The sequence below is a fragment of the Streptomyces sp. NPDC025721 genome (assembly GCF_055558595.1).
Genome location: NZ_JBVHMF010000010.1, coordinates 193,702 through 211,323 on the forward strand (window position 1 = coordinate 193,702; position 17,622 = coordinate 211,323).

At 69.4% G+C, this 17,622-nt stretch carries 21 protein-coding genes; 18 read left to right on the top strand and 3 right to left on the bottom strand.

All coding sequences use genetic code 11. From position 1 onward, the window contains the following. The first annotated feature begins 52 nt into the window (after nucleotides 1-52). The 5 genes from ACZ4EF_RS17020 (at nucleotide 53) to tuf (ending at nucleotide 5,158) form a co-directional block, all read left to right on the top strand. Nucleotides 53-517, top strand: a complete 465-nt coding sequence (locus ACZ4EF_RS17020) for a DUF1707 and DUF4190 domain-containing protein (RefSeq protein WP_366823801.1) — start codon at nucleotides 53-55, stop codon at nucleotides 515-517. 250 nt (nucleotides 518-767) lie between these two features. Then, entirely contained in the window at nucleotides 768-1,139 is a 372-nt protein-coding gene (gene rpsL / locus ACZ4EF_RS17025; protein WP_014144289.1) for a 30S ribosomal protein S12, read from the top strand. Between the two features lie 2 nt (nucleotides 1,140-1,141). Next, complete coding sequence (rpsG, locus tag ACZ4EF_RS17030; RefSeq protein WP_093713199.1) at nucleotides 1,142-1,612, top strand: 30S ribosomal protein S7; 471 nt, start codon at nucleotides 1,142-1,144, stop codon at nucleotides 1,610-1,612. A gap of 38 nt (nucleotides 1,613-1,650) precedes the next feature. Then, on the top strand, nucleotides 1,651-3,780 hold the full coding sequence (gene fusA, locus ACZ4EF_RS17035; RefSeq protein ID WP_355340239.1) for an elongation factor G: 2,130 nt from the start codon (nucleotides 1,651-1,653) through the stop codon (nucleotides 3,778-3,780). Between the two features lie 184 nt (nucleotides 3,781-3,964). Further along, nucleotides 3,965-5,158: an elongation factor Tu gene (tuf, locus tag ACZ4EF_RS17040; RefSeq protein ID WP_355340236.1), complete on the top strand. Its 1,194-nt coding sequence runs from the start codon at nucleotides 3,965-3,967 to the stop codon at nucleotides 5,156-5,158. Nucleotides 5,159-5,250: 92 nt separating this feature from the next. On the opposite strand, the gene ACZ4EF_RS17045 is transcribed toward tuf, so the two are convergent. The 3 genes from ACZ4EF_RS17045 to ACZ4EF_RS17055 all read right to left on the bottom strand — a co-directional run bounded on the left by ACZ4EF_RS17045 (nucleotide 5,251) and on the right by ACZ4EF_RS17055 (nucleotide 10,111). Further along, complete coding sequence (locus tag ACZ4EF_RS17045) at nucleotides 5,251-7,113, bottom strand: PIG-L family deacetylase (protein WP_467505094.1); 1,863 nt, start codon at nucleotides 7,111-7,113, stop codon at nucleotides 5,251-5,253. Between the two features lie 518 nt (nucleotides 7,114-7,631). After that, nucleotides 7,632-9,410 carry a hypothetical protein gene (locus ACZ4EF_RS17050; RefSeq protein WP_467505096.1) on the bottom strand — a complete coding sequence of 593 codons (1,779 nt, stop codon included), beginning with the start codon at nucleotides 9,408-9,410 and terminating at the stop codon, nucleotides 7,632-7,634. After that, a complete protein-coding gene (locus ACZ4EF_RS17055; protein WP_355340228.1) occupies nucleotides 9,407-10,111 on the bottom strand; it encodes an ABC transporter ATP-binding protein in 705 nt (234 codons plus the stop codon). The genes ACZ4EF_RS17050 and ACZ4EF_RS17055 overlap by 4 nt, the downstream gene beginning before the upstream one ends. 203 nt (nucleotides 10,112-10,314) lie before the next feature. On the opposite strand from ACZ4EF_RS17055, the gene ACZ4EF_RS17060 reads away from it, so the two are divergent. The 13 genes from ACZ4EF_RS17060 to rpsQ all read left to right on the top strand — a co-directional run bounded on the left by ACZ4EF_RS17060 (nucleotide 10,315) and on the right by rpsQ (nucleotide 17,592). After that, nucleotides 10,315-10,533: a hypothetical protein gene (locus tag ACZ4EF_RS17060; protein ID WP_355340225.1), complete on the top strand. Its 219-nt coding sequence runs from the start codon at nucleotides 10,315-10,317 to the stop codon at nucleotides 10,531-10,533. 146 nt (nucleotides 10,534-10,679) lie between these two features. Beyond that, complete coding sequence (locus tag ACZ4EF_RS17065; protein ID WP_467346690.1) at nucleotides 10,680-11,813, top strand: hypothetical protein; 1,134 nt, start codon at nucleotides 10,680-10,682, stop codon at nucleotides 11,811-11,813. Nucleotides 11,814-12,220: 407 nt separating this feature from the next. Then, a complete protein-coding gene (gene rpsJ, locus ACZ4EF_RS17070) occupies nucleotides 12,221-12,529 on the top strand; it encodes a 30S ribosomal protein S10 (RefSeq protein WP_014144312.1) in 309 nt (102 codons plus the stop codon). 14 nt (nucleotides 12,530-12,543) lie between these two features. After that, a complete protein-coding gene (gene rplC / locus ACZ4EF_RS17075; RefSeq protein ID WP_188284641.1) occupies nucleotides 12,544-13,188 on the top strand; it encodes a 50S ribosomal protein L3 in 645 nt (214 codons plus the stop codon). A gap of 5 nt (nucleotides 13,189-13,193) precedes the next feature. Beyond that, the gene (gene rplD / locus ACZ4EF_RS17080) at nucleotides 13,194-13,880 is read left to right on the top strand and encodes a 50S ribosomal protein L4 (protein WP_355340218.1); all 687 of its coding nucleotides are present in this window, start codon (nucleotides 13,194-13,196) and stop codon (nucleotides 13,878-13,880) included. Then, nucleotides 13,880-14,221, top strand: coding sequence for a 50S ribosomal protein L23 (rplW, locus tag ACZ4EF_RS17085; RefSeq protein WP_188284643.1), 342 nt, complete (start codon nucleotides 13,880-13,882; stop codon nucleotides 14,219-14,221). The genes rplD and rplW overlap by 1 nt, the downstream gene beginning before the upstream one ends. Before the next feature lie 48 nt (nucleotides 14,222-14,269). Continuing rightward, nucleotides 14,270-15,106 carry a 50S ribosomal protein L2 gene (gene rplB / locus ACZ4EF_RS17090; RefSeq protein WP_073492405.1) on the top strand — a complete coding sequence of 279 codons (837 nt, stop codon included), beginning with the start codon at nucleotides 14,270-14,272 and terminating at the stop codon, nucleotides 15,104-15,106. Nucleotides 15,107-15,118: 12 nt separating this feature from the next. Further along, nucleotides 15,119-15,400 carry a 30S ribosomal protein S19 gene (gene rpsS / locus ACZ4EF_RS17095; protein WP_033177798.1) on the top strand — a complete coding sequence of 94 codons (282 nt, stop codon included), beginning with the start codon at nucleotides 15,119-15,121 and terminating at the stop codon, nucleotides 15,398-15,400. A gap of 45 nt (nucleotides 15,401-15,445) precedes the next feature. Further along, nucleotides 15,446-15,793, top strand: a complete 348-nt coding sequence (gene rplV, locus ACZ4EF_RS17100; protein WP_188284646.1) for a 50S ribosomal protein L22 — start codon at nucleotides 15,446-15,448, stop codon at nucleotides 15,791-15,793. After that, complete coding sequence (gene rpsC, locus ACZ4EF_RS17105; RefSeq protein ID WP_355340213.1) at nucleotides 15,793-16,647, top strand: 30S ribosomal protein S3; 855 nt, start codon at nucleotides 15,793-15,795, stop codon at nucleotides 16,645-16,647. The genes rplV and rpsC overlap by 1 nt, the downstream gene beginning before the upstream one ends. Before the next feature lie 5 nt (nucleotides 16,648-16,652). After that, the gene (gene rplP / locus ACZ4EF_RS17110; protein ID WP_188284648.1) at nucleotides 16,653-17,072 is read left to right on the top strand and encodes a 50S ribosomal protein L16; all 420 of its coding nucleotides are present in this window, start codon (nucleotides 16,653-16,655) and stop codon (nucleotides 17,070-17,072) included. Next, complete coding sequence (gene rpmC, locus ACZ4EF_RS17115) at nucleotides 17,072-17,305, top strand: 50S ribosomal protein L29 (protein ID WP_093713214.1); 234 nt, start codon at nucleotides 17,072-17,074, stop codon at nucleotides 17,303-17,305. The genes rplP and rpmC overlap by 1 nt, the downstream gene beginning before the upstream one ends. Beyond that, nucleotides 17,305-17,592, top strand: coding sequence for a 30S ribosomal protein S17 (rpsQ, locus tag ACZ4EF_RS17120; protein ID WP_188284650.1), 288 nt, complete (start codon nucleotides 17,305-17,307; stop codon nucleotides 17,590-17,592). Before rpmC ends, rpsQ begins: the two co-directional genes overlap by 1 nt. The last annotated feature ends 30 nt before the right edge of the window (nucleotides 17,593-17,622 follow it).

The following is a 17,622-nucleotide window of genomic DNA, read 5'->3' on the forward strand; positions in this document are numbered from 1 at the left end:
CACAGGGCGGCCATCCCTCTCGGGGATGGCCGCTCTGCGGCATTATGGATACATGCTTGCCGGGGATGCGGACAGAGAGCGCGCGGTGAACGTGCTGAACGAGGCGTTCACCGAGGGGCGGTTGAAGCAGGAAGAGTACGAGGACCGGTTGGGGCGTGCCTACGCGGCGCGTACGTACGGGGACTTGGACCGGCTGACAGCGGACATTCCGCGGCCGTCCTCGCCGTATCCGGTGCCTCCGACGTTCGGGGCGCCGCAGCCGTTCCGGTACGCGCCGCCGGTGGCGCCCGTGCCGAAGACGAACGGGGCGGCGATCGGGGCACTGGTGTGCTCATTGGTCGGGTCGCCGATCTTCGGGATGGCGTCGATCGGCGCGGTCGTGCTCGGGCACACCGCGAAGCGGCAGATCCGCGAGCGCGGTGAGCAGGGTGACGGGATGGCGACCGCCGGGTTGGTGATCGGTTATCTCGGGCTGGCTTTCTGGGCGCTGATCTGGGTGGTGGCAATCTTCGAGTAGTCACCGGCCTGCGCGTTTGCATTTGTTTTGACCGCAGCCGATGCGGTAGGTACGCTCTGACCTTGTGCCTGGGGTGTGCCCGGGTCCTCGCGTGTGCCATGCGACCGCGAGAGGGCACCGAGGCCGCGTCACCCGACATACGCACTTCTCCGTTGGTTCGGATTCGTGTGGGGTCCGCGACACACCCGACCGCGTGGGTCGGTCCCCAGGTTAGATTTATCGAGATCGGCACACAGAAACCGGAGAAACGGTGCCTACGATCCAGCAGTTGGTCCGAAAGGGCCGGCAGGACAAGGTCGAGAAGAACAAGACGCCCGCGCTGAAGGGTTCCCCGCAGCGTCGTGGCGTTTGCACGCGTGTGTACACGACCACCCCGAAGAAGCCGAACTCGGCGCTGCGCAAGGTCGCGCGCGTACGGCTGACCAGCGGTATCGAGGTCACGGCTTACATCCCGGGTGAGGGCCACAACCTCCAGGAGCACTCGATCGTGCTCGTGCGCGGCGGTCGTGTGAAGGACCTTCCGGGTGTTCGTTACAAGATCATCCGCGGTTCCCTCGACACGCAGGGCGTCAAGAACCGTAAGCAGGCTCGTAGCCGCTACGGCGCCAAGAAGGAGAAGTAAGCATGCCTCGTAAGGGCCCCGCCCCGAAGCGCCCGGTCATCATCGACCCGGTTTACGGCTCCCCGCTGGTGACGTCGCTCGTCAACAAGATCCTCCTGCACGGCAAGCGCTCCACCGCTGAGCGCATCGTGTACGGCGCCCTTGAGGGCCTTCGTGAGAAGTCGGGCAACGACCCGGTCATCACGCTGAAGCGCGCGCTGGAGAACATCAAGCCGACCCTTGAGGTCAAGTCCCGCCGCGTCGGCGGTGCGACCTACCAGGTGCCGGTCGAGGTCCGTCCGGGCCGTCAGAACACGCTGGCGCTCCGCTGGCTCGTCGGTTACTCCCGCGCCCGTCGCGAGAAGACGATGACCGAGCGTCTGATGAACGAGATCCTCGACGCCAGCAATGGCCTGGGTGCTTCCGTGAAGCGCCGCGAGGACACGCACAAGATGGCCGAGTCCAACAAGGCCTTCGCGCACTACCGCTGGTAGTCACCACCCACATCGAAACCGAGAGAAGACTGAGCCACATGGCCACCACTTCGCTTGACCTGGCCAGGGTCCGCAACATCGGGATCATGGCCCACATCGACGCGGGCAAGACGACGACCACCGAGCGGATCCTGTTCTACACCGGTGTTTCCTACAAGATCGGTGAAGTCCACGACGGCGCAGCCACCATGGACTGGATGGAGCAGGAGCAGGAGCGCGGCATCACGATCACGTCGGCCGCGACGACCTGTCACTGGCCGCTCGATGATGTCGACCACACCATCAACATCATCGACACCCCCGGTCACGTCGACTTCACCGTCGAGGTGGAGCGTTCGCTCCGCGTCCTCGACGGCGCCGTCACGGTGTTCGACGGTGTCGCCGGTGTGGAGCCGCAGTCCGAGACGGTGTGGCGTCAGGCCGACCGTTACGGCGTGCCCCGCATCTGCTTCGTCAACAAGCTCGACCGCACCGGCGCGGAGTTCCACCGCTGCGTCGACATGATCGTGGACCGCCTCGGCGCGGTGCCGCTGGTCATGCAGCTCCCGATCGGCGCGGAAGCCGACTTCAAGGGCGTGGTCGACCTCGTCCAGATGAAGGCGCTGGTCTGGTCCGCGGAAGCGACCAAGGGCGAGATGTACGACACCGTCGACATCCCGGACACCCACGTCGAAGCGGCCGACGAGTGGCGCGGCAAGTTGCTCGAGGCCGTCGCCGAGCACGACGACGCCATGATGGAGCTGTACCTGGAGGGCCAGGAGCCCGACCAGGACCAGTTGATCGCGGCCATCCGCCGGATCACCCTGGCCTCCAAGGGGACCAAGGACTCCGTCACCGTCACCCCCGTGTTCTGCGGCACCGCGTTCAAGAACAAGGGCGTTCAGCCCCTGCTCGACGCGGTCGTGCGCTACCTCCCGTCGCCGCTGGACGTCGAGGCCATCGAGGGCCACGCCGTCGGCAACGCCGACGAGATCATCAAGCGCCGGCCGTCGGACGAGGAGCCGTTCTCCGGCCTCGCGTTCAAGATCATGAGCGACCCGCACCTGGGCAAGCTCACCTTCGTCCGGGTCTACTCGGGCCGCCTGAACGCGGGTTCGGCTGTGCTGAACTCCGTCAAGGGCAAGAAGGAGCGCATCGGCAAGATCTACCGCATGCACGCGAACAAGCGTGAGGAGATCGAGTCGGTGGGCGCGGGCGACATCATCGCCGTCATGGGCCTGAAGCAGACCACCACCGGTGAGACGCTGTGCGACGACAAGAGCCCGGTGATCCTGGAGTCCATGGACTTCCCGGCGCCGGTGATCCAGGTCGCGATCGAGCCCAAGTCCAAGGGTGACCAGGAGAAGCTGGGTGTCGCCATCCAGCGGCTCTCGGAGGAGGACCCCTCCTTCCAGGTCCACTCGGACGAGGAGACCGGCCAGACCATCATCGGCGGTATGGGCGAACTGCACCTCGAGGTGCTGGTCGACCGTATGCGGCGCGAGTTCAAGGTCGAGGCCAACGTCGGCAAGCCGCAGGTCGCGTACCGCGAGACCATCCGCAAGACGGTCGAGCGCATTGACTACACCCACAAGAAGCAGACCGGTGGTACCGGTCAGTTCGCGAAGGTGCAGATCATGCTGGAGCCGCTGGAAGGCGGCGACGCGACCTACGAGTTCGTCAACAAGGTCACCGGTGGCCGCATCCCCCGCGAGTACATCCCGTCGGTGGACGCCGGTGCGCAGGAGGCCATGAAGTTCGGCATCCTGGCCGGCTACGAGATGGTGGGCGTCCGCGTCACCCTGATCGACGGCGGCTACCACGAGGTCGACTCCTCCGAACTGGCATTCAAGATCGCCGGTTCGCAGGCGTTCAAGGAGGGTGCCCGCAAGGCGAGCCCCGTGCTCCTCGAACCGATGATGGCCGTCGAGGTCACCACGCCCGAGGACTACATGGGCGATGTCATCGGCGACCTCAACTCCCGCCGTGGCCAGATCCAGGCCATGGAGGAGCGCAGCGGCGCCCGTGTCGTCAAGGGCCTGGTTCCGCTGTCGGAGATGTTCGGCTACGTCGGTGACCTGCGGTCCAAGACCTCGGGCCGGGCCAGCTACTCCATGCAGTTCGACTCCTACGCCGAGGTTCCGCGGAACGTCGCCGAGGAGATCATCGCGAAGGCCAAGGGCGAGTAACGCCTGAAATCCTCAGCGCGTTTCACCCTTTAGGCTTGACAGCAGGCTTCGGGGCAATCCGCCGCAAACCGGAAGGTGTGTACCGGACGGTGCGCGGCGGGTGCCCCGGCAGTCCGCATTCCAGCAAAGATCACCTGGCGCCGATGAAGCAAGGCGTACAGATCCACTCCCCAGGAGGACCCCAGTGGCGAAGGCGAAGTTCGAGCGGACTAAGCCGCACGTCAACATCGGCACCATCGGTCACATCGACCACGGTAAGACGACCCTTACCGCGGCGATCACCAAGGTGCTGCACGACGCGTACCCGAACCTGAACGAGGCCTCGGCCTTCGACCAGATCGACAAGGCTCCTGAGGAGCGCCAGCGCGGTATCACCATCTCGATCGCGCACGTCGAGTACCAGACCGAGTCGCGTCACTACGCGCACGTCGACTGCCCCGGTCACGCGGACTACATCAAGAACATGATCACCGGTGCGGCGCAGATGGACGGCGCCATCCTGGTGGTCGCCGCGACCGACGGCCCGATGCCGCAGACCAAGGAGCACGTGCTCCTGGCCCGCCAGGTCGGCGTGCCGTACATCGTCGTCGCCCTGAACAAGGCCGACATGGTGGACGACGAGGAGATCCTGGAGCTCGTCGAGCTCGAGGTCCGTGAGCTGCTCTCCGAGTACGAGTTCCCGGGCGACGACCTGCCGGTCGTGCGCGTCTCCGCGCTCAAGGCGCTTGAGGGCGACAAGGAGTGGGGCGAGAAGCTCCTCGGCCTCATGGAGGCCGTGGACACCGCGATCCCGACCCCCGAGCGTGACGTCGACAAGCCGTTCCTGATGCCGATCGAGGACGTCTTCACGATCACCGGTCGTGGCACCGTCGTCACCGGCCGCATCGAGCGTGGTGTGCTGAAGGTCAACGAGACCGTTGACATCATCGGCATCAAGCAGGACAAGACCACCACCACGGTCACCGGCATCGAGATGTTCCGCAAGCTGCTCGACGAGGGCCAGGCCGGTGAGAACGTCGGTCTGCTCCTCCGTGGCATCAAGCGCGAGGATGTCGAGCGCGGCCAGGTCATCATCAAGCCCGGTTCGGTCACCCCGCACACCGAGTTCGAGGCCCAGGCCTACATCCTGTCGAAGGACGAGGGTGGCCGTCACACCCCCTTCTTCAACAACTACCGTCCGCAGTTCTACTTCCGCACCACGGACGTGACCGGCGTCGTGACCCTCCCCGAGGGCACCGAGATGGTCATGCCGGGCGACAACACGGCCATGAGCGTCCAGCTCATCCAGCCGATCGCCATGGAAGAGGGCCTGAAGTTCGCCATCCGTGAGGGTGGGCGCACGGTGGGTGCCGGTCAGGTCACGAAGATCAACAAGTAGTGGCTTGCGGCTCGCTCTGAGCCAACGAGGGTGCCCCGGATCGCTTCCCGCGATCCGGGGCACCTTTGCGTTGCGCCCCGTCAGGCGCGGCCCTAGAGGGCGAGGGACTGGTGGAAGACGCGGGGGGTGGCGGGGAGGGTGTAGCGGAGTGACAGGGGGCCGGAGGGGGTGAGGGCGGCGGAGGGGAGGCCGCCGGGGGCGGGGAGGGCCGGGAGGGGGGCGTAGGCGACGGCGCCGCCCGGCTTGGACTGGGCCCAGTGGTGGACGGTGGTGTGGCCGGAGGCGAAGACGTGGATACGGCCACGGCGGTCGGTGACGACGGCCAGCCCGTCCTGGACCTCGGCGCCGCCGAGATCGCGCCAGGGGCTCCAGACGCCGGCGGTCAGCACCCGGGTGCTGACCCCCTTGGCCGCGTTGCGCGCGAAGAGGTGCACGCTGCCGTCAGGGGCCGCGACGGCGACCGGCGCACCGGTCCTGCGCGTACGGTCCGGGTGCGTCTCGGGACTGCCGAGCGAGGACCAGCCCCCGTCGCGCCACATCACGATGTCGCGGGTGTTCGGCCCGCCGTGCCCCTCCAGGACGGCGAAGCGCAGCGCGAACAGCAGGGTGCCGCCGTCGCGGGTCCGTACACAGGACAGCGCCGGGGCCAGCGTCCCGCCGCCGAGATCCTGGGGCGGCCCCCAGACCCCGCTGCCCGGCCGGGTCTCCTCGCGCCGCACCGCCCGCGTACCGAGCACTTCGTACGCGGCCCCGCCGACCACGATCCGGCGCGCCCCCGGATAGCGGCGGTGCGTCGAGCGGATCCACCCCTTGGGGTTGGCCAGCGGCTCGTTCTCGCCCTGGCCGTAGTCACCGCAGCCGCCCGGATTCCCGCAGCGCCACGCCTGGTTGCCGCCGTACTGGAAGAGGAAGCGCGCCTTGAGCGCCACGGTCGCGGGCGGCAGGTTGTACGGCCAGTGGTGGTTGTAGTAGCCGCGGTACGCGGTGGTGCTGAAGGCGGGCACCGCCCGGCCGGGGCCGTTCGCCGACTCCGACACCCACTGCGCCATCGCCTTCCAGGTGAACAGCGCCGTCGCGGTGTGGTCCCGGTGGTCGGAGAAGCCGGGCTGCTCACTGGCGGCCGGATGCCGCTTGTCGTGCACCTGGATGTCGGGGTCCGGGTCGAGCGTCCTGATCTCCGTCGGGCGGAAACGTTCCATCAGCCCGGCCAGGACGTCCACCAGCTTCTGGTGGGTGTACGTGCCGCGGCCGTTGGCGGGCGCGGGCGCGTTCTGCGCCACCACGTACGACAGTACGGTGCCCGGCACCTCCCACATCATCGGCAGGCTCGCGCTGGAGCTCAGCTCGTGCATCGACACCTGGAGGAACACCAGGCGCGCGTGCATCGCGCCGTGCCGCAGCTCGTCCACCTCCGCGTGCAGACCGCCGCCGACGTCGATCACGTCGGTGGTCCACCGGGTGAAGTGCGGCAGCCCCAGCATCGTCGCGTACGCCTGCCGCAGGCCCTGGTGGCGGGAGGAGGAGTACGCGGCCTGGTCCCTGCGGTGGCGCCTGCGCGGGCCGAACGGCTCGTGGTTGACGCCTGTCGACTCGCCCGCCGTCACGTACACCGACACCACGGGCGTGCCCGCCTGGAGCGAGTGCAGCGTGTCCGGGTTCATGAAGAACAGGTCGTCGTCCGGGTGCGCCATCACCTGGAGCACCAGCGGGTCGCCCTGCGGGCGGTACGGCTGCGTCGCCAGCGGGTCCGCCGGGGCCGGGAGCCGGCGCGGGGCGGTGTCCTGGGCCTGGGAGGTGCAGCCGCTCAGGGCCACTGCCGCGGCCGTCGCTCCCGCCGTCGCCACCGCTGCCGTCAGCAGGGAGCGGCGGGAGGGGTGGTCTGGGCTGTGGTGGTCCTTCACGCCCGCTAAGAGCCGCTTCGCGGCGATCAGGTTGCCTCCCTCCTCCGCCGACACCTTGCGCAGGACGGCGCCCCGTCAGGGGCGCGAGGACCTTGCGCGGCCCGCCCCCCACCGGCCGGTGGTCCGGCCACCACCGAATTGCCCCGCTGGGGCGGGTGGTGAGGTGCGGGAGCGTGGTGGCTGAGCGCGCAGTTCCCCGCGCCCCTTAAAGGATCGGCTCGCCGTCCGGGCGAAAGACGGTGCGCCCCGTCAGAGGCGAACCCCTCACCGGCGGGTGGTCCGGGGACAACCGGTCTGCCCCGTTGGGGCGGGTGGTGAGGTGCGGGAGCGTGGTGGCTGGTGGCGCAGTTCCTCGCGCCCCTTGAAGGATCGGCTCGCCGTCCGGGCGAAAGGGGGTGGGCCCCGTTAGGGGCGCGGGGAACTGCGCGGGTAACCCATCACCGGCGGGTGGTCCGGGGACAACCGGTCTGCCCCGCTGGGGCGGGTGGTGTCGTGCGGGGGCGTGGTGGCTGAGCGCGCAGTTCCTCGCGCCCCTTTGGGGCGAACCCGCCTTCGCATTGGCGCCGTAAGGGTCAGTGGCGGATGAGGCGGTCGGCGGCGCGGGTGGTGAGGAGGAGAAGGAGGGCGGTGAGGAGGGCGGTGGGGAGGAGGAGCTGGGCGGCGGAGCCGGGGTGGAGGCCGTGGACGAGGGGCGGGTCGAGGAGGAGGGCGAGGGCGGTGACGGAGACGAGGGGCCCGGCGGCGTACCAGGCGAGGAAGATCAGCGGGCCGGGCCCGCCGACGGGGGAGCCGCCGCCGAGGAAGAGGAGCTGGGTGCGGGCGGGGCCGCGGCACGCGGAGAAGAGGGCGGCGGCGGTGAAGGGCGGGGCGCACAGGGGCATGAGCAGCAGCGCCGAGGGGGTGCCGGTCACGGCGAAGGGAACCGCGGCGAGCAGGCCGAGGAGCGCGCCGAGGACGGCGGGCACGACGGCGTGGTGCAGCATCAGCGTACGGAAGCGGAACGGCGCCCAGGCGGCCCGCCGCACGTCGTCGGTCTCCAGCCGCGCGGCCTCGGCGAGCGCGCCGACCGCCATGTAGCCGAAGAGCAGCCCGAGGACGAGGCCGACGACCCGCCGCTCCCCGCCGAGGTCCACGCCGAGCCCCGCGGTGGCGGCGCCGCACGCGGTCCAGACGGCGGCCTTGCCGAGCCGCCCGGGAGCCCGCAGCAGCGCCAGCAGGTCGCGCCACTCGACGACGAAGTGCCGGCCGAGCCGCCCGCGCGGCGGACGCAGCCGCAGCCCGCGGGCGGTGGACGCGCCGCCCGCCTCCATGATCGCCAGCTTGGCGGCGCGCAGCTCCATCGACCACATCACGGAGGACACGGTGGTGGCCGTCGCCGCCCGCTCCCTGAGCTGCGTGGTCGGCACGCGGGCCGCGTCCCCGTACGCGCGGACGGTGGCGACGGCGGTGAGCGCCACCAGCAGCACGACCGCGGCGGGCCAGCCGGGCACCGAGCCGCCGGTGGCCCGTACGACCGGCTGCGCGGCCCAGCCCCACGGCCCCGACCACAGCTCGATCCACTCCAGGACCGACGAGCGGTGGCCGGTCGCGGCCAGGACGGTCTGGGCGGTCAGCGCGCCCAGCAGCAGGACGGCGGGCGCGGTCCACCGCTGGACGGCCCGGATCAGCCGGGGCCGCCGCTCGACGGCCATGCCGAGCGCGACCGCGAGCAGCGGCAGGCACAGCGCGGCCGGGAGCACCCCGAGCAGGGCGGGACCGATCGCCGCGCGCCCGGTGACGCGCAGTACGACGCCGCCCGCGACCCCCACCAGCAGGCCGGGGATCAGCGCGATCCCGGCGGAGAGCCGGAACCACGGGCGCAGCACCGCCGCCCGCCGTACCGGCTGGGCCAGCAGCCAGCCCACGGTCGGGCCCGGCACGACGACCGGGCCGCGCCACAGCGCGTCGCGCGCCGCGAAGAGCGCGAGGGCGACGGTCAGGGTCGTGAACAGCGCGGGCAGCCCGCGCTGGAGGTCCCGGCCGACCCCGCTGTAGTCCGCGCCGTTCTCCAGCTCCCGCAGGAAGTGCACGGCCACCCCGCTGCCGTACCCGATGCCGCCGAGCAGCACGGAGTACAGCAGGACGGCCAGGTCCCGGCCCTGTTCCCTGCGGTGTGCCCGGCGCTTGCGCTTCAGCCAGGCCAGCGTCTCGGCCGTCCGGTCGTCGTCCTCCTCGCTCCAGACGTCGTCGGGGTCCGGGTCCCCGATGTCGGACGCGAGGTCGGACGCGACGTCGGTTGCGACGCCGGAGTCGTCGCCGTCGTCCACCGGGTCCCGGCCGTCCGCCTGCGGCGGGATCGACGCGGCCGTCACGGGCGCAGCCCCAGCTCGCGCAGGACCGTGGCGGGCGCGCCGGTGGCGATCACACGGCCGTCCTCCAGGGCGATCATGCGGTCGGCGACGGCCTCGGCGAGGTCGGGCTGGTGGGTGGCGAGCAGTACGGCGACGCCGTCGGCCTTCTCCGCGACGAGCAGTTCGGCCAGGCGGCGCCTGGCGTCGGGGTCGAGGCGCTGCTCGGGCTCGTCGAGCACGAGCAGGTCGCGGGGGCGGACGAGGGCGGCGGCCAGGAGCAGGGACTGCATCTGGCCGGAGGAGAGCGAGCCCGGCAGGGCGTTGGCGTGGTCGGACAGCCGCCGGTCGGCCAGCACCTGGTCGATCCAGGCGGCTGCGTCGTCCACGGCGTGCGCGACGGTGACCAGCTCCAGGTGCTCGCGGACGGTCAGGTCCGGGTAGCAGGCGACGGTGTCGCCGACGACCGCGACCCTGGCGCGTACCTCGGGGTCGTCCTCGCTCATGGTGCGGCCCGCGAACAGCGCCTCTCCCGAGGTGGGCGCGTCCCGGCCGCTGGCGATCCGCAGCAGGGTGGACTTGCCGGAGCCGTTGTGGCCGAACAGGGCCGTGCAGCGGCCCGGCGCCAGGCTCAGGTCGAGCGGCAGCAGCGCCTTGCGTTCCCCGTAGGTCCTGCTCACCTTCCGCAGTCGCAGGAGCGCGCCCGCACCCTTGGTCGCCTTCATGCGGGGCCTCCGTGCCGAGGTGGGTGGATACGTCGTGACCTTAGTACGACGGGTACGGCGGCCCGGCCGCCGGTCGGCACAGCGCCGCCGCATTGGTATAGACCTATAGCGGGTCGCCCGGATAGCATGCGAGCGCAATCGCACCACCTCCGCACGGTCCCTGACTATCTGTCAGGGAATCACCCTGTTCAAGGAGTTGGAACGTGAGACAACGCATCGGACTGCTCGCCGCCGCCGCGGTGGCGATCCTGGCCCCGCTCGGCGCCGCGACCTCCGCCAGCGCCGCGGGCGAATTCCACGTCTCGGGCGTCTACTACACGCAGGAACAGTGCCAGGCGGCGGGCGCCGCGGGCGTCGCGCTCTGGGGTCCCAACTACTTCTGCTCCCAGGCCAACGGCTTCGTGTACCTCTACACGCACTGACCCCGTGACCCCGCGGACCCGCTGATCCCACCGGGCTCACCGGCGGCACGGGACCGGGGGCGCGGCGCGGGCCCGCCCCCGGTCGTCACCGGTACGACACCCGAACGTCTTCCTGCGGTGGTTCGTTCAGGACAGAATCACCCCTCGTGACGATGACGGATGCCACGGAGACCGCTCATGCCAGCGGGAACGGCCCTGCGGCGCTGCTGCGCGGGCTGCTGGTCGGCGGGGCGTTCGGCGCCGGGGTGGCGGCGATCGTGGTCGGCGGCACCATCGGCAAGGTCGCGGTGTGGGGCAGCGGCATCGCGGCCCTGGCGCTGCTGGTCCTGACCACGGCCGCGTTCAGCGCGCGGCGCCGGGTGCGGCGGCCGGTCGTGGAGCGGGTCAAGGCCGTCGCCATGATCGAGAGCAGGCGCGCCACCAGCGGGGAGTACGCGGACGTGCCGGTGGCCTTCGACCTGACCGTGGCGCCGGACGACCGGCCCGCGTTCCGGGCCCACGTCCACCGGTCGGTGAATCTGGTCGACCTCCCCGACTTCCCGGTGCGCGGCATCGTGGTGGTCGAGTACCGGCCCGACAGGCCGTGGGACGTCACGATCGTCAGCGAGCCGGACGCGGAGTGGGCGAGCCGGGCGGCGCGGGCGTCGCTGGACTCGGCGCCGGAGTCCACGCGGGTCCGCAATCCGGAGAAGGCCGGACCCTGGTGCGCGATCGCCGTCCTCGGCATGCTGGCCGGCGCCGCGGTCGTCGTCCTGGTCTTCCGCGGCGACCTCTTCACGGACGACCCGGCGAAGCCCTCCTCGTCCGCGACGAGCCCCGGCGCCTTCGGCGGTTCCGGCCGTTCCGGCGGTTCCGGCGCCACGAGCACGACCGTCTCGCGGAGCGTGACCACGGCCGACGTCAGCACCTCGATCCTCATCGGAGGGCAGTTGCGCGCCACCTCCGACGCGCTGCTCAAGGCCGGGGTGTCCACCGCCGTCAGCGTCAGCGTCACCGACCGCCGCATGACGGCCCGCGGCACGAAGCCGGACGAGTGGGCACCGGGCCAACTGCCCGTGGTGCTGACCGACCTGCCGTACGAGCGGATGCCGGAACTCGTCAGGGAGGCCAGGACCAATCTCGGGGTCACGGGCGCGGGCGCCGGCTCCTGGAGGATCGACATCGCCCGCGACGCGAAGACCAGGGCCGTGGTGATCCGGGTGACCGTCACCGGCGGCAACGGCACGGCCGACGTGCAAGCGGACGGAACAGGACGTATCACCGCGACCCACTCGCTGTGAGGGCCGCCGCCGCACGCCTCAACGAGCCCAGGTTTGGCGGCTGAACGCGGAGGGGTAAGCTTTCCGGCCCGATTGGCCACGGCCATGCCCCATATGGCACACTGTCCAAGTTGCTCGGTCGAGCGCCGATGCTGCGCGCCTCCCGTCGGGAGGACCGGAAGCGAGTCCCACAGTACTCGTCGCCTTAACTGCCCCTCGGGGCAGCGCTGGGGCGGACGTACGGGAATCTTCCGGGAAGCGTGAGCGCGGTTCCGACCAGGCATCCGGTGGGTGTTATCTCCCACGCAACCCCCTGAAGAGGGATTTCCGCATGCGGAAATTCACGGAAGGGGCGCGACACGCCCGACCGCGTGGGTCGGCGAAGCGGATGTCAGAGCGTAAACAGAGACAAGGACTACGGAGTAGCCATGGCGGGACAGAAGATCCGCATCCGGCTCAAGGCCTACGACCACGAGGTCATCGACTCCTCGGCGAAGAAGATCGTCGAGACGGTGACGCGTACTGGTGCGCAGGTCGCGGGCCCGGTGCCGCTGCCCACTGAGAAGAACGTGTACTGCGTCATCAAGTCGCCGCACAAGTACAAGGACTCGCGCGAGCACTTCGAGATGCGCACGCACAAGCGCCTGATCGACATCCTCGACCCGACGCCCAAGACCGTTGACTCGTTGATGCGCCTGGACCTTCCGGCCGGCGTCGACATCGAGATCAAGCTCTGAGAGGCGCGGAGAAGATGACCAAGCAGATCAAGGGCATCCTGGGCGAGAAGCTCGGCATGACCCAGGTCTGGGACGAGAACAACCGTGTCGTCCCAGTGACTGTCGTCAAGGCCGGTCCGAACGTTGTGACCCAGGTCCGTACGAACGACGCCGACGGTTACGAGTCGGTTCAGCTCGCCTTCGGCGAGATCGACCCGCGCAAGGTGAACAAGCCCCTCAAGGGCCACTTCGCGAAGGCCGACGTCACCCCCCGCCGCCACCTGGTGGAGCTGCGCACCGCGGACGCCGCGGAGTACACGCTCGGCCAGGAGATCACCGCCGAGGTGTTCGAGGCAGGCGTCAAGGTCGACGTGACCGGCAAGAGCAAGGGCAAGGGCTTCGCCGGTGTCATGAAGCGTCACAACTTCAAGGGCCTCGGCGCCGGGCACGGCGTGCAGCGCAAGCACCGCTCGCCGGGCTCCATCGGTGGCTGCGCCACCCCCGGCCGTGTCTTCAAGGGCATGCGCATGGCGGGCCGCATGGGCAACGAGCGGGTCACCACCCAGAACCTGACCGTCCACGCCGTTGACGCGGAGAAGGGACTGCTGCTCATCAAGGGCGCTATCCCCGGTCCGAACGGCGGCCTCGTCCTGGTCCGCACCGCGGCCAAGGGGGCCTGAAGGCTATGAGCACCATCAACGTCCTGTCGCCGTCGGGCGACACCGCCGGGACCGTAGAACTCCCGGCCGAGATCTTCGACGCCAAGGTCAGCATCCCGCTGATCCACCAGGTCGTCGTCGCGCAGCTCGCCGCCGCCCGCCAGGGCACGCACAAGGTGAAGACGCGTGGCGAGGTCCGCGGTGGTGGCCGCAAGCCGTACCGCCAGAAGGGCACCGGCCGCGCCCGTCAGGGCTCGACCCGCGCCCCGCAGTTCGCCGGCGGTGGCGTCGTCCACGGTCCCGTACCGCGTGACTACTCGCAGCGCACCCCCAAGAAGATGGTCAAGGCCGCCCTCCGCGGCGCCCTGACCGACCGTGCGCGGCACAACCGCATCCACGTCGTCTCCGGCGTCGTCGAGGGCTCCGCCCCGTCGACGAAGGCCGCCAAGAGCCTGCTCGGCAAGATCAGCGAGCGCAAGAACGTGCTCCTGGTCATCGAGCGCGCCGACGAGGCCGCGTGGCTTTCCGCCCGCAACCTGCCCCAGGTGCACATCCTGGACGCAGGCCAGCTCAACACGTACGACGTGCTCGTCTCCGACGACGTGGTCTTCACCAAGGACGCCTTCGAGCGTTTCGTGGCGGGATCCGGTCCTGAGTCGGCCTCCGGCAAGGCCGTCGCCTCCGAGGATGAGCTCGAAGGGAGCGAAGCCTGATGAGCGACGACACGACCACCACCGGACCCGTGATCACCAGCAAGACGTACACGGACCCCCGTGACCTCTTGATCAAGCCGGTGGTCTCGGAGAAGAGCTACGCGCTGCTGGACGAGAACAAGTACACGTTCGTCGTCGACCCGCGCGCGAACAAGACCCAGATCAAGCAGGCCGTCGAGGCGGTCTTCTCGGTCAAGGTCACCGGGGTCAACACGATCAACCGGCAGGGCAAGCGCAAGCGCACCCGCACCGGTTTCGGCAAGCGCGCCAACACCAAGCGCGCCATCGTGACCCTTGCCGAGGGCGACCGAATCGACATCTTCGGCGGCCCGGTCTCCTAACGGAGGCCGGATCGTGTCGAAGTCCTGAATTCATCCGAGGACTGAGAAATGGGTATCCGCAAGTACAAGCCGACGACTCCGGGCCGTCGTGGCTCCAGCGTCGCCGACTTTGTCGAGATCACGCGGTCCACGCCGGAGAAGTCGCTGGTCCGCCCGCTGCACAGCAAGGGCGGCCGTAACAACGCCGGTCGTGTGACCGTCCGCCACCAAGGCGGTGGCCACAAGCGCGCCTACCGTGTCATCGACTTCCGTCGCCATGACAAGGACGGCGTGCCCGCCAAGGTCGCGCACATCGAGTACGACCCCAACCGCACCGCGCGCATCGCGCTGCTGCACTACGCGGACGGCGAGAAGCGCTACATCCTCGCCCCCGCGAAGCTCCAGCAGGGTGACCGGATCGAGAACGGCCCCAACGCCGACATCAAGCCGGGCAACAACCTGCCGCTGCGCAACATCCCGGTGGGTACGACGATCCACGCGATCGAGCTGCGGCCCGGTGGCGGCGCGAAGATCTCCCGCTCCGCGGGCGCTTCCGTCCAGCTACTGGCGAAGGAAGGCACCATGGCCACCCTTCGCATGCCGTCCGGTGAAGTCCGCATGGTCGACGTCCGCTGCCGCGCCACGATCGGCGAGGTCGGCAACGCCGAGCAGTCGAACATCAACTGGGGCAAGGCCGGCCGCATGCGCTGGAAGGGCGTCCGCCCGACCGTCCGCGGTGTCGCCATGAACCCGGTGGACCACCCGCACGGTGGTGGTGAGGGCAAGACCTCCGGTGGTCGCCACCCGGTCTCCCCGTGGGGTCAGAAGGAAGGTCGTACTCGCTCGCCGAAGAAGGCATCGAGCAAGTACATCGTCCGCCGCCGCAAGACGAACAAGAAGCGCTAGGAGCGGGTTTAGATGCCGCGCAGTCTCAAGAAGGGGCCCTTCGTCGACGACCACCTGATCAAGAAGGTGGACGTACAGAACGAAGCAGGCACCAAGAACGTCATCAAGACCTGGTCCCGCCGCTCGATGATCATCCCGGCGATGCTGGGTCACACGATCGCGGTGCACGACGGCCGTAAGCACGTCCCGGTGTTCGTCACTGAGTCGATGGTCGGCCACAAGCTCGGCGAGTTCGCACCGACCCGCACCTTCCGCGGGCACGAGAAGGACGACCGCAAGTCGCGGCGTCGCTGAGCGGGCTGAACCGTGACGACGAAGACAGACACTGAAGGGACAACCATGGAAGCCAGGGCCCAGGCGCGGTACATCCGCGTCACGCCCATGAAGGCCCGCCGCGTGGTGGACCTCATCCGTGGCATGGACGCCACGGAGGCTCAGGCGGTCCTGCGTTTCACCCCGCAGGCCGCGAGCGTGCCGGTCGGCAAGGTGCTGGACAGCGCCATTGCCAACGCCGCGCACAACTACGACCACACCGACGCCGAGTCGCTGTTCATCAGCGAGGCGTATGTGGACGAGGGTCCGACCCTCAAGCGGTTCCGGCCGCGCGCCCAGGGCCGCGCCTACCGCATCCGCAAGCGGACCAGCCACATCACCGTGGTCGTCGCCAGCAAGGGAGAGACCCGGTAATGGGCCAGAAGGTAAACCCGTACGGGTTCCGCCTCGGCATCACCACGGACTTCAAGTCCCGCTGGTACGCCGACAAGCTGTACAAGGACTACGTCAAGGAAGACGTGGCCATCCGCAAGATGATGACGCAGGGCATGGAGCGCGCCGGTATCTCCAAGGTGGAGATCGAGCGCACCCGTGACCGCGTCCGCGTCGACATCCACACCGCCCGGCCGGGCATCGTCATCGGCCGTCGCGGCGCGGAGGCCGACCGCATCCGCGGTGACCTGGAGAAGCTGACCGGCAAGCAGGTCCAGCTCAACATCCTCGAGGTCAAGAACCCGGAGATGGACGCTCAGTTGGTGGCCCAGGCCGTCGCCGAGCAGCTCTCCTCGCGCGTCTCCTTCCGCCGTGCCATGCGCAAGAGCATGCAGGGCACCATGAAGGCCGGCGCCAAGGGCATCAAGATCCAGTGCGGTGGCCGCCTCGGCGGCGCCGAGATGTCCCGCTCCGAGTTCTACCGCGAGGGCCGTGTCCCGCTGCACACCCTGCGCGCCAACGTGGACTACGGCTTCTTCGAGGCCAAGACCACCTTCGGCCGTATCGGTGTCAAGGTGTGGATCTACAAGGGCGACGTCAAGAACATCGCCGAGGTCCGCGCCGACAACGCCGCGGCCCGTGCGGGCAACCGCCCGGCGCGTGGTGGCGGCAACGAGCGTCCGCAGCGCCGCGGTGGCGAGCGCGGTGGCCGCGGTGGCGGTGGCGGCCGTCGTCCTCAGACCGACGGCGCGTCCGGCTCCCCGGCCTCCAAGACGGATGTTCCTGCCGTCGAGGCCCCGGCAGCAGCCGCGGAGACCCCCGGAACGGAAGGCTAAGTACCATGCTGATCCCCCGTAGGGTCAAGCACCGCAAGCAGCACCACCCCGGGCGCGACGGAATGGCCAAGGGCGGCACGGAGCTGGCGTTCGGCGAGTACGGCCTTCAGGCCGTCACGCCCGCCTACGTGACCAACCGGCAGATCGAGTCCGCTCGTATCTCCATCACCCGTCACATCAAGCGCGGCGGCAAGGTCTGGATCAACATCTACCCGGACCGCCCGCTGACCAAGAAGCCCGCCGAGACCCGCATGGGTTCCGGTAAGGGTTCTCCCGAGTGGTGGATCGCGAACGTCAAGCCCGGTCGGGTGATGTTCGAGCTGTCATTCCCGAACGAGAAGGTTGCTCGTGAGGCGCTGACCCGCGCCGCGCACAAGCTTCCGATGAAGTGCCGCATCGTGCGGCGCGAGGCAGGTGAGTCGTGATGGCGGCCGGTACCAAGGCTTCCGAGCTGCGCCAGCTTGGTGACGAGGAGCTCGTCAACAAGCTGCGCGAGGCGAAGGAGGAGCTGTTCAACCTCCGCTTCCAAGGGGCCACCGGGCAGCTCGAGAACAACAGCCGGCTCAAGGTGGTCCGCAAGGACATCGCCCGGATCTACACGTTGATGCACGAGCGTGAGCTGGGCATCGAGACTGTGGAGACGGTGGAGAGCGCCTGATGAGCGAGAAGAATGTGACTGAGACGACCGACGAGCAGCGCGGCTTCCGCAAGACCCGCGAGGGCCTTGTGGTCAGCGACAAGATGGACAAGACCGTAGTGGTCGCCGTCGAGGACCGTGTGAAGCACGCCCTGTACGGCAAGGTCATCCGCCGCACCAACAAGCTCAAGGCGCACGACGAGCAGAACGCCGCGGGCATCGGCGACCGGGTCCTCCTCATGGAGACCCGGCCGACCTCCGCGACCAAGCGGTGGCGCGTCGTCGAGATCCTCGAGAAGGCCAAGTAATCCCTGAGGGCACTCCCTCAGGACCGTTCC

Coding starts and splice junctions, on each gene's coding strand:
- ACZ4EF_RS17020 (WP_366823801.1), top strand. CDS start 53: ATGCTTGCCGGGGATGCGGACAGAGAGCGCGCGGTGAACGTGCTGAAC.
- rpsG (WP_093713199.1), top strand. CDS start 1,142: ATGCCTCGTAAGGGCCCCGCCCCGAAGCGCCCGGTCATCATCGACCCG.
- fusA (WP_355340239.1), top strand. CDS start 1,651: ATGGCCACCACTTCGCTTGACCTGGCCAGGGTCCGCAACATCGGGATC.
- ACZ4EF_RS17055 (WP_355340228.1), bottom strand. CDS start 10,111: ATGAAGGCGACCAAGGGTGCGGGCGCGCTCCTGCGACTGCGGAAGGTG.
- rpsJ (WP_014144312.1), top strand. CDS start 12,221: ATGGCGGGACAGAAGATCCGCATCCGGCTCAAGGCCTACGACCACGAG.
- rplC (WP_188284641.1), top strand. CDS start 12,544: ATGACCAAGCAGATCAAGGGCATCCTGGGCGAGAAGCTCGGCATGACC.
- rplD (WP_355340218.1), top strand. CDS start 13,194: ATGAGCACCATCAACGTCCTGTCGCCGTCGGGCGACACCGCCGGGACC.
- rplW (WP_188284643.1), top strand. CDS start 13,880: ATGAGCGACGACACGACCACCACCGGACCCGTGATCACCAGCAAGACG.
- rplB (WP_073492405.1), top strand. CDS start 14,270: ATGGGTATCCGCAAGTACAAGCCGACGACTCCGGGCCGTCGTGGCTCC.
- rpsS (WP_033177798.1), top strand. CDS start 15,119: ATGCCGCGCAGTCTCAAGAAGGGGCCCTTCGTCGACGACCACCTGATC.
- rplV (WP_188284646.1), top strand. CDS start 15,446: ATGGAAGCCAGGGCCCAGGCGCGGTACATCCGCGTCACGCCCATGAAG.
- rpsC (WP_355340213.1), top strand. CDS start 15,793: ATGGGCCAGAAGGTAAACCCGTACGGGTTCCGCCTCGGCATCACCACG.
- rplP (WP_188284648.1), top strand. CDS start 16,653: ATGCTGATCCCCCGTAGGGTCAAGCACCGCAAGCAGCACCACCCCGGG.
- rpmC (WP_093713214.1), top strand. CDS start 17,072: ATGGCGGCCGGTACCAAGGCTTCCGAGCTGCGCCAGCTTGGTGACGAG.
- rpsQ (WP_188284650.1), top strand. CDS start 17,305: ATGAGCGAGAAGAATGTGACTGAGACGACCGACGAGCAGCGCGGCTTC.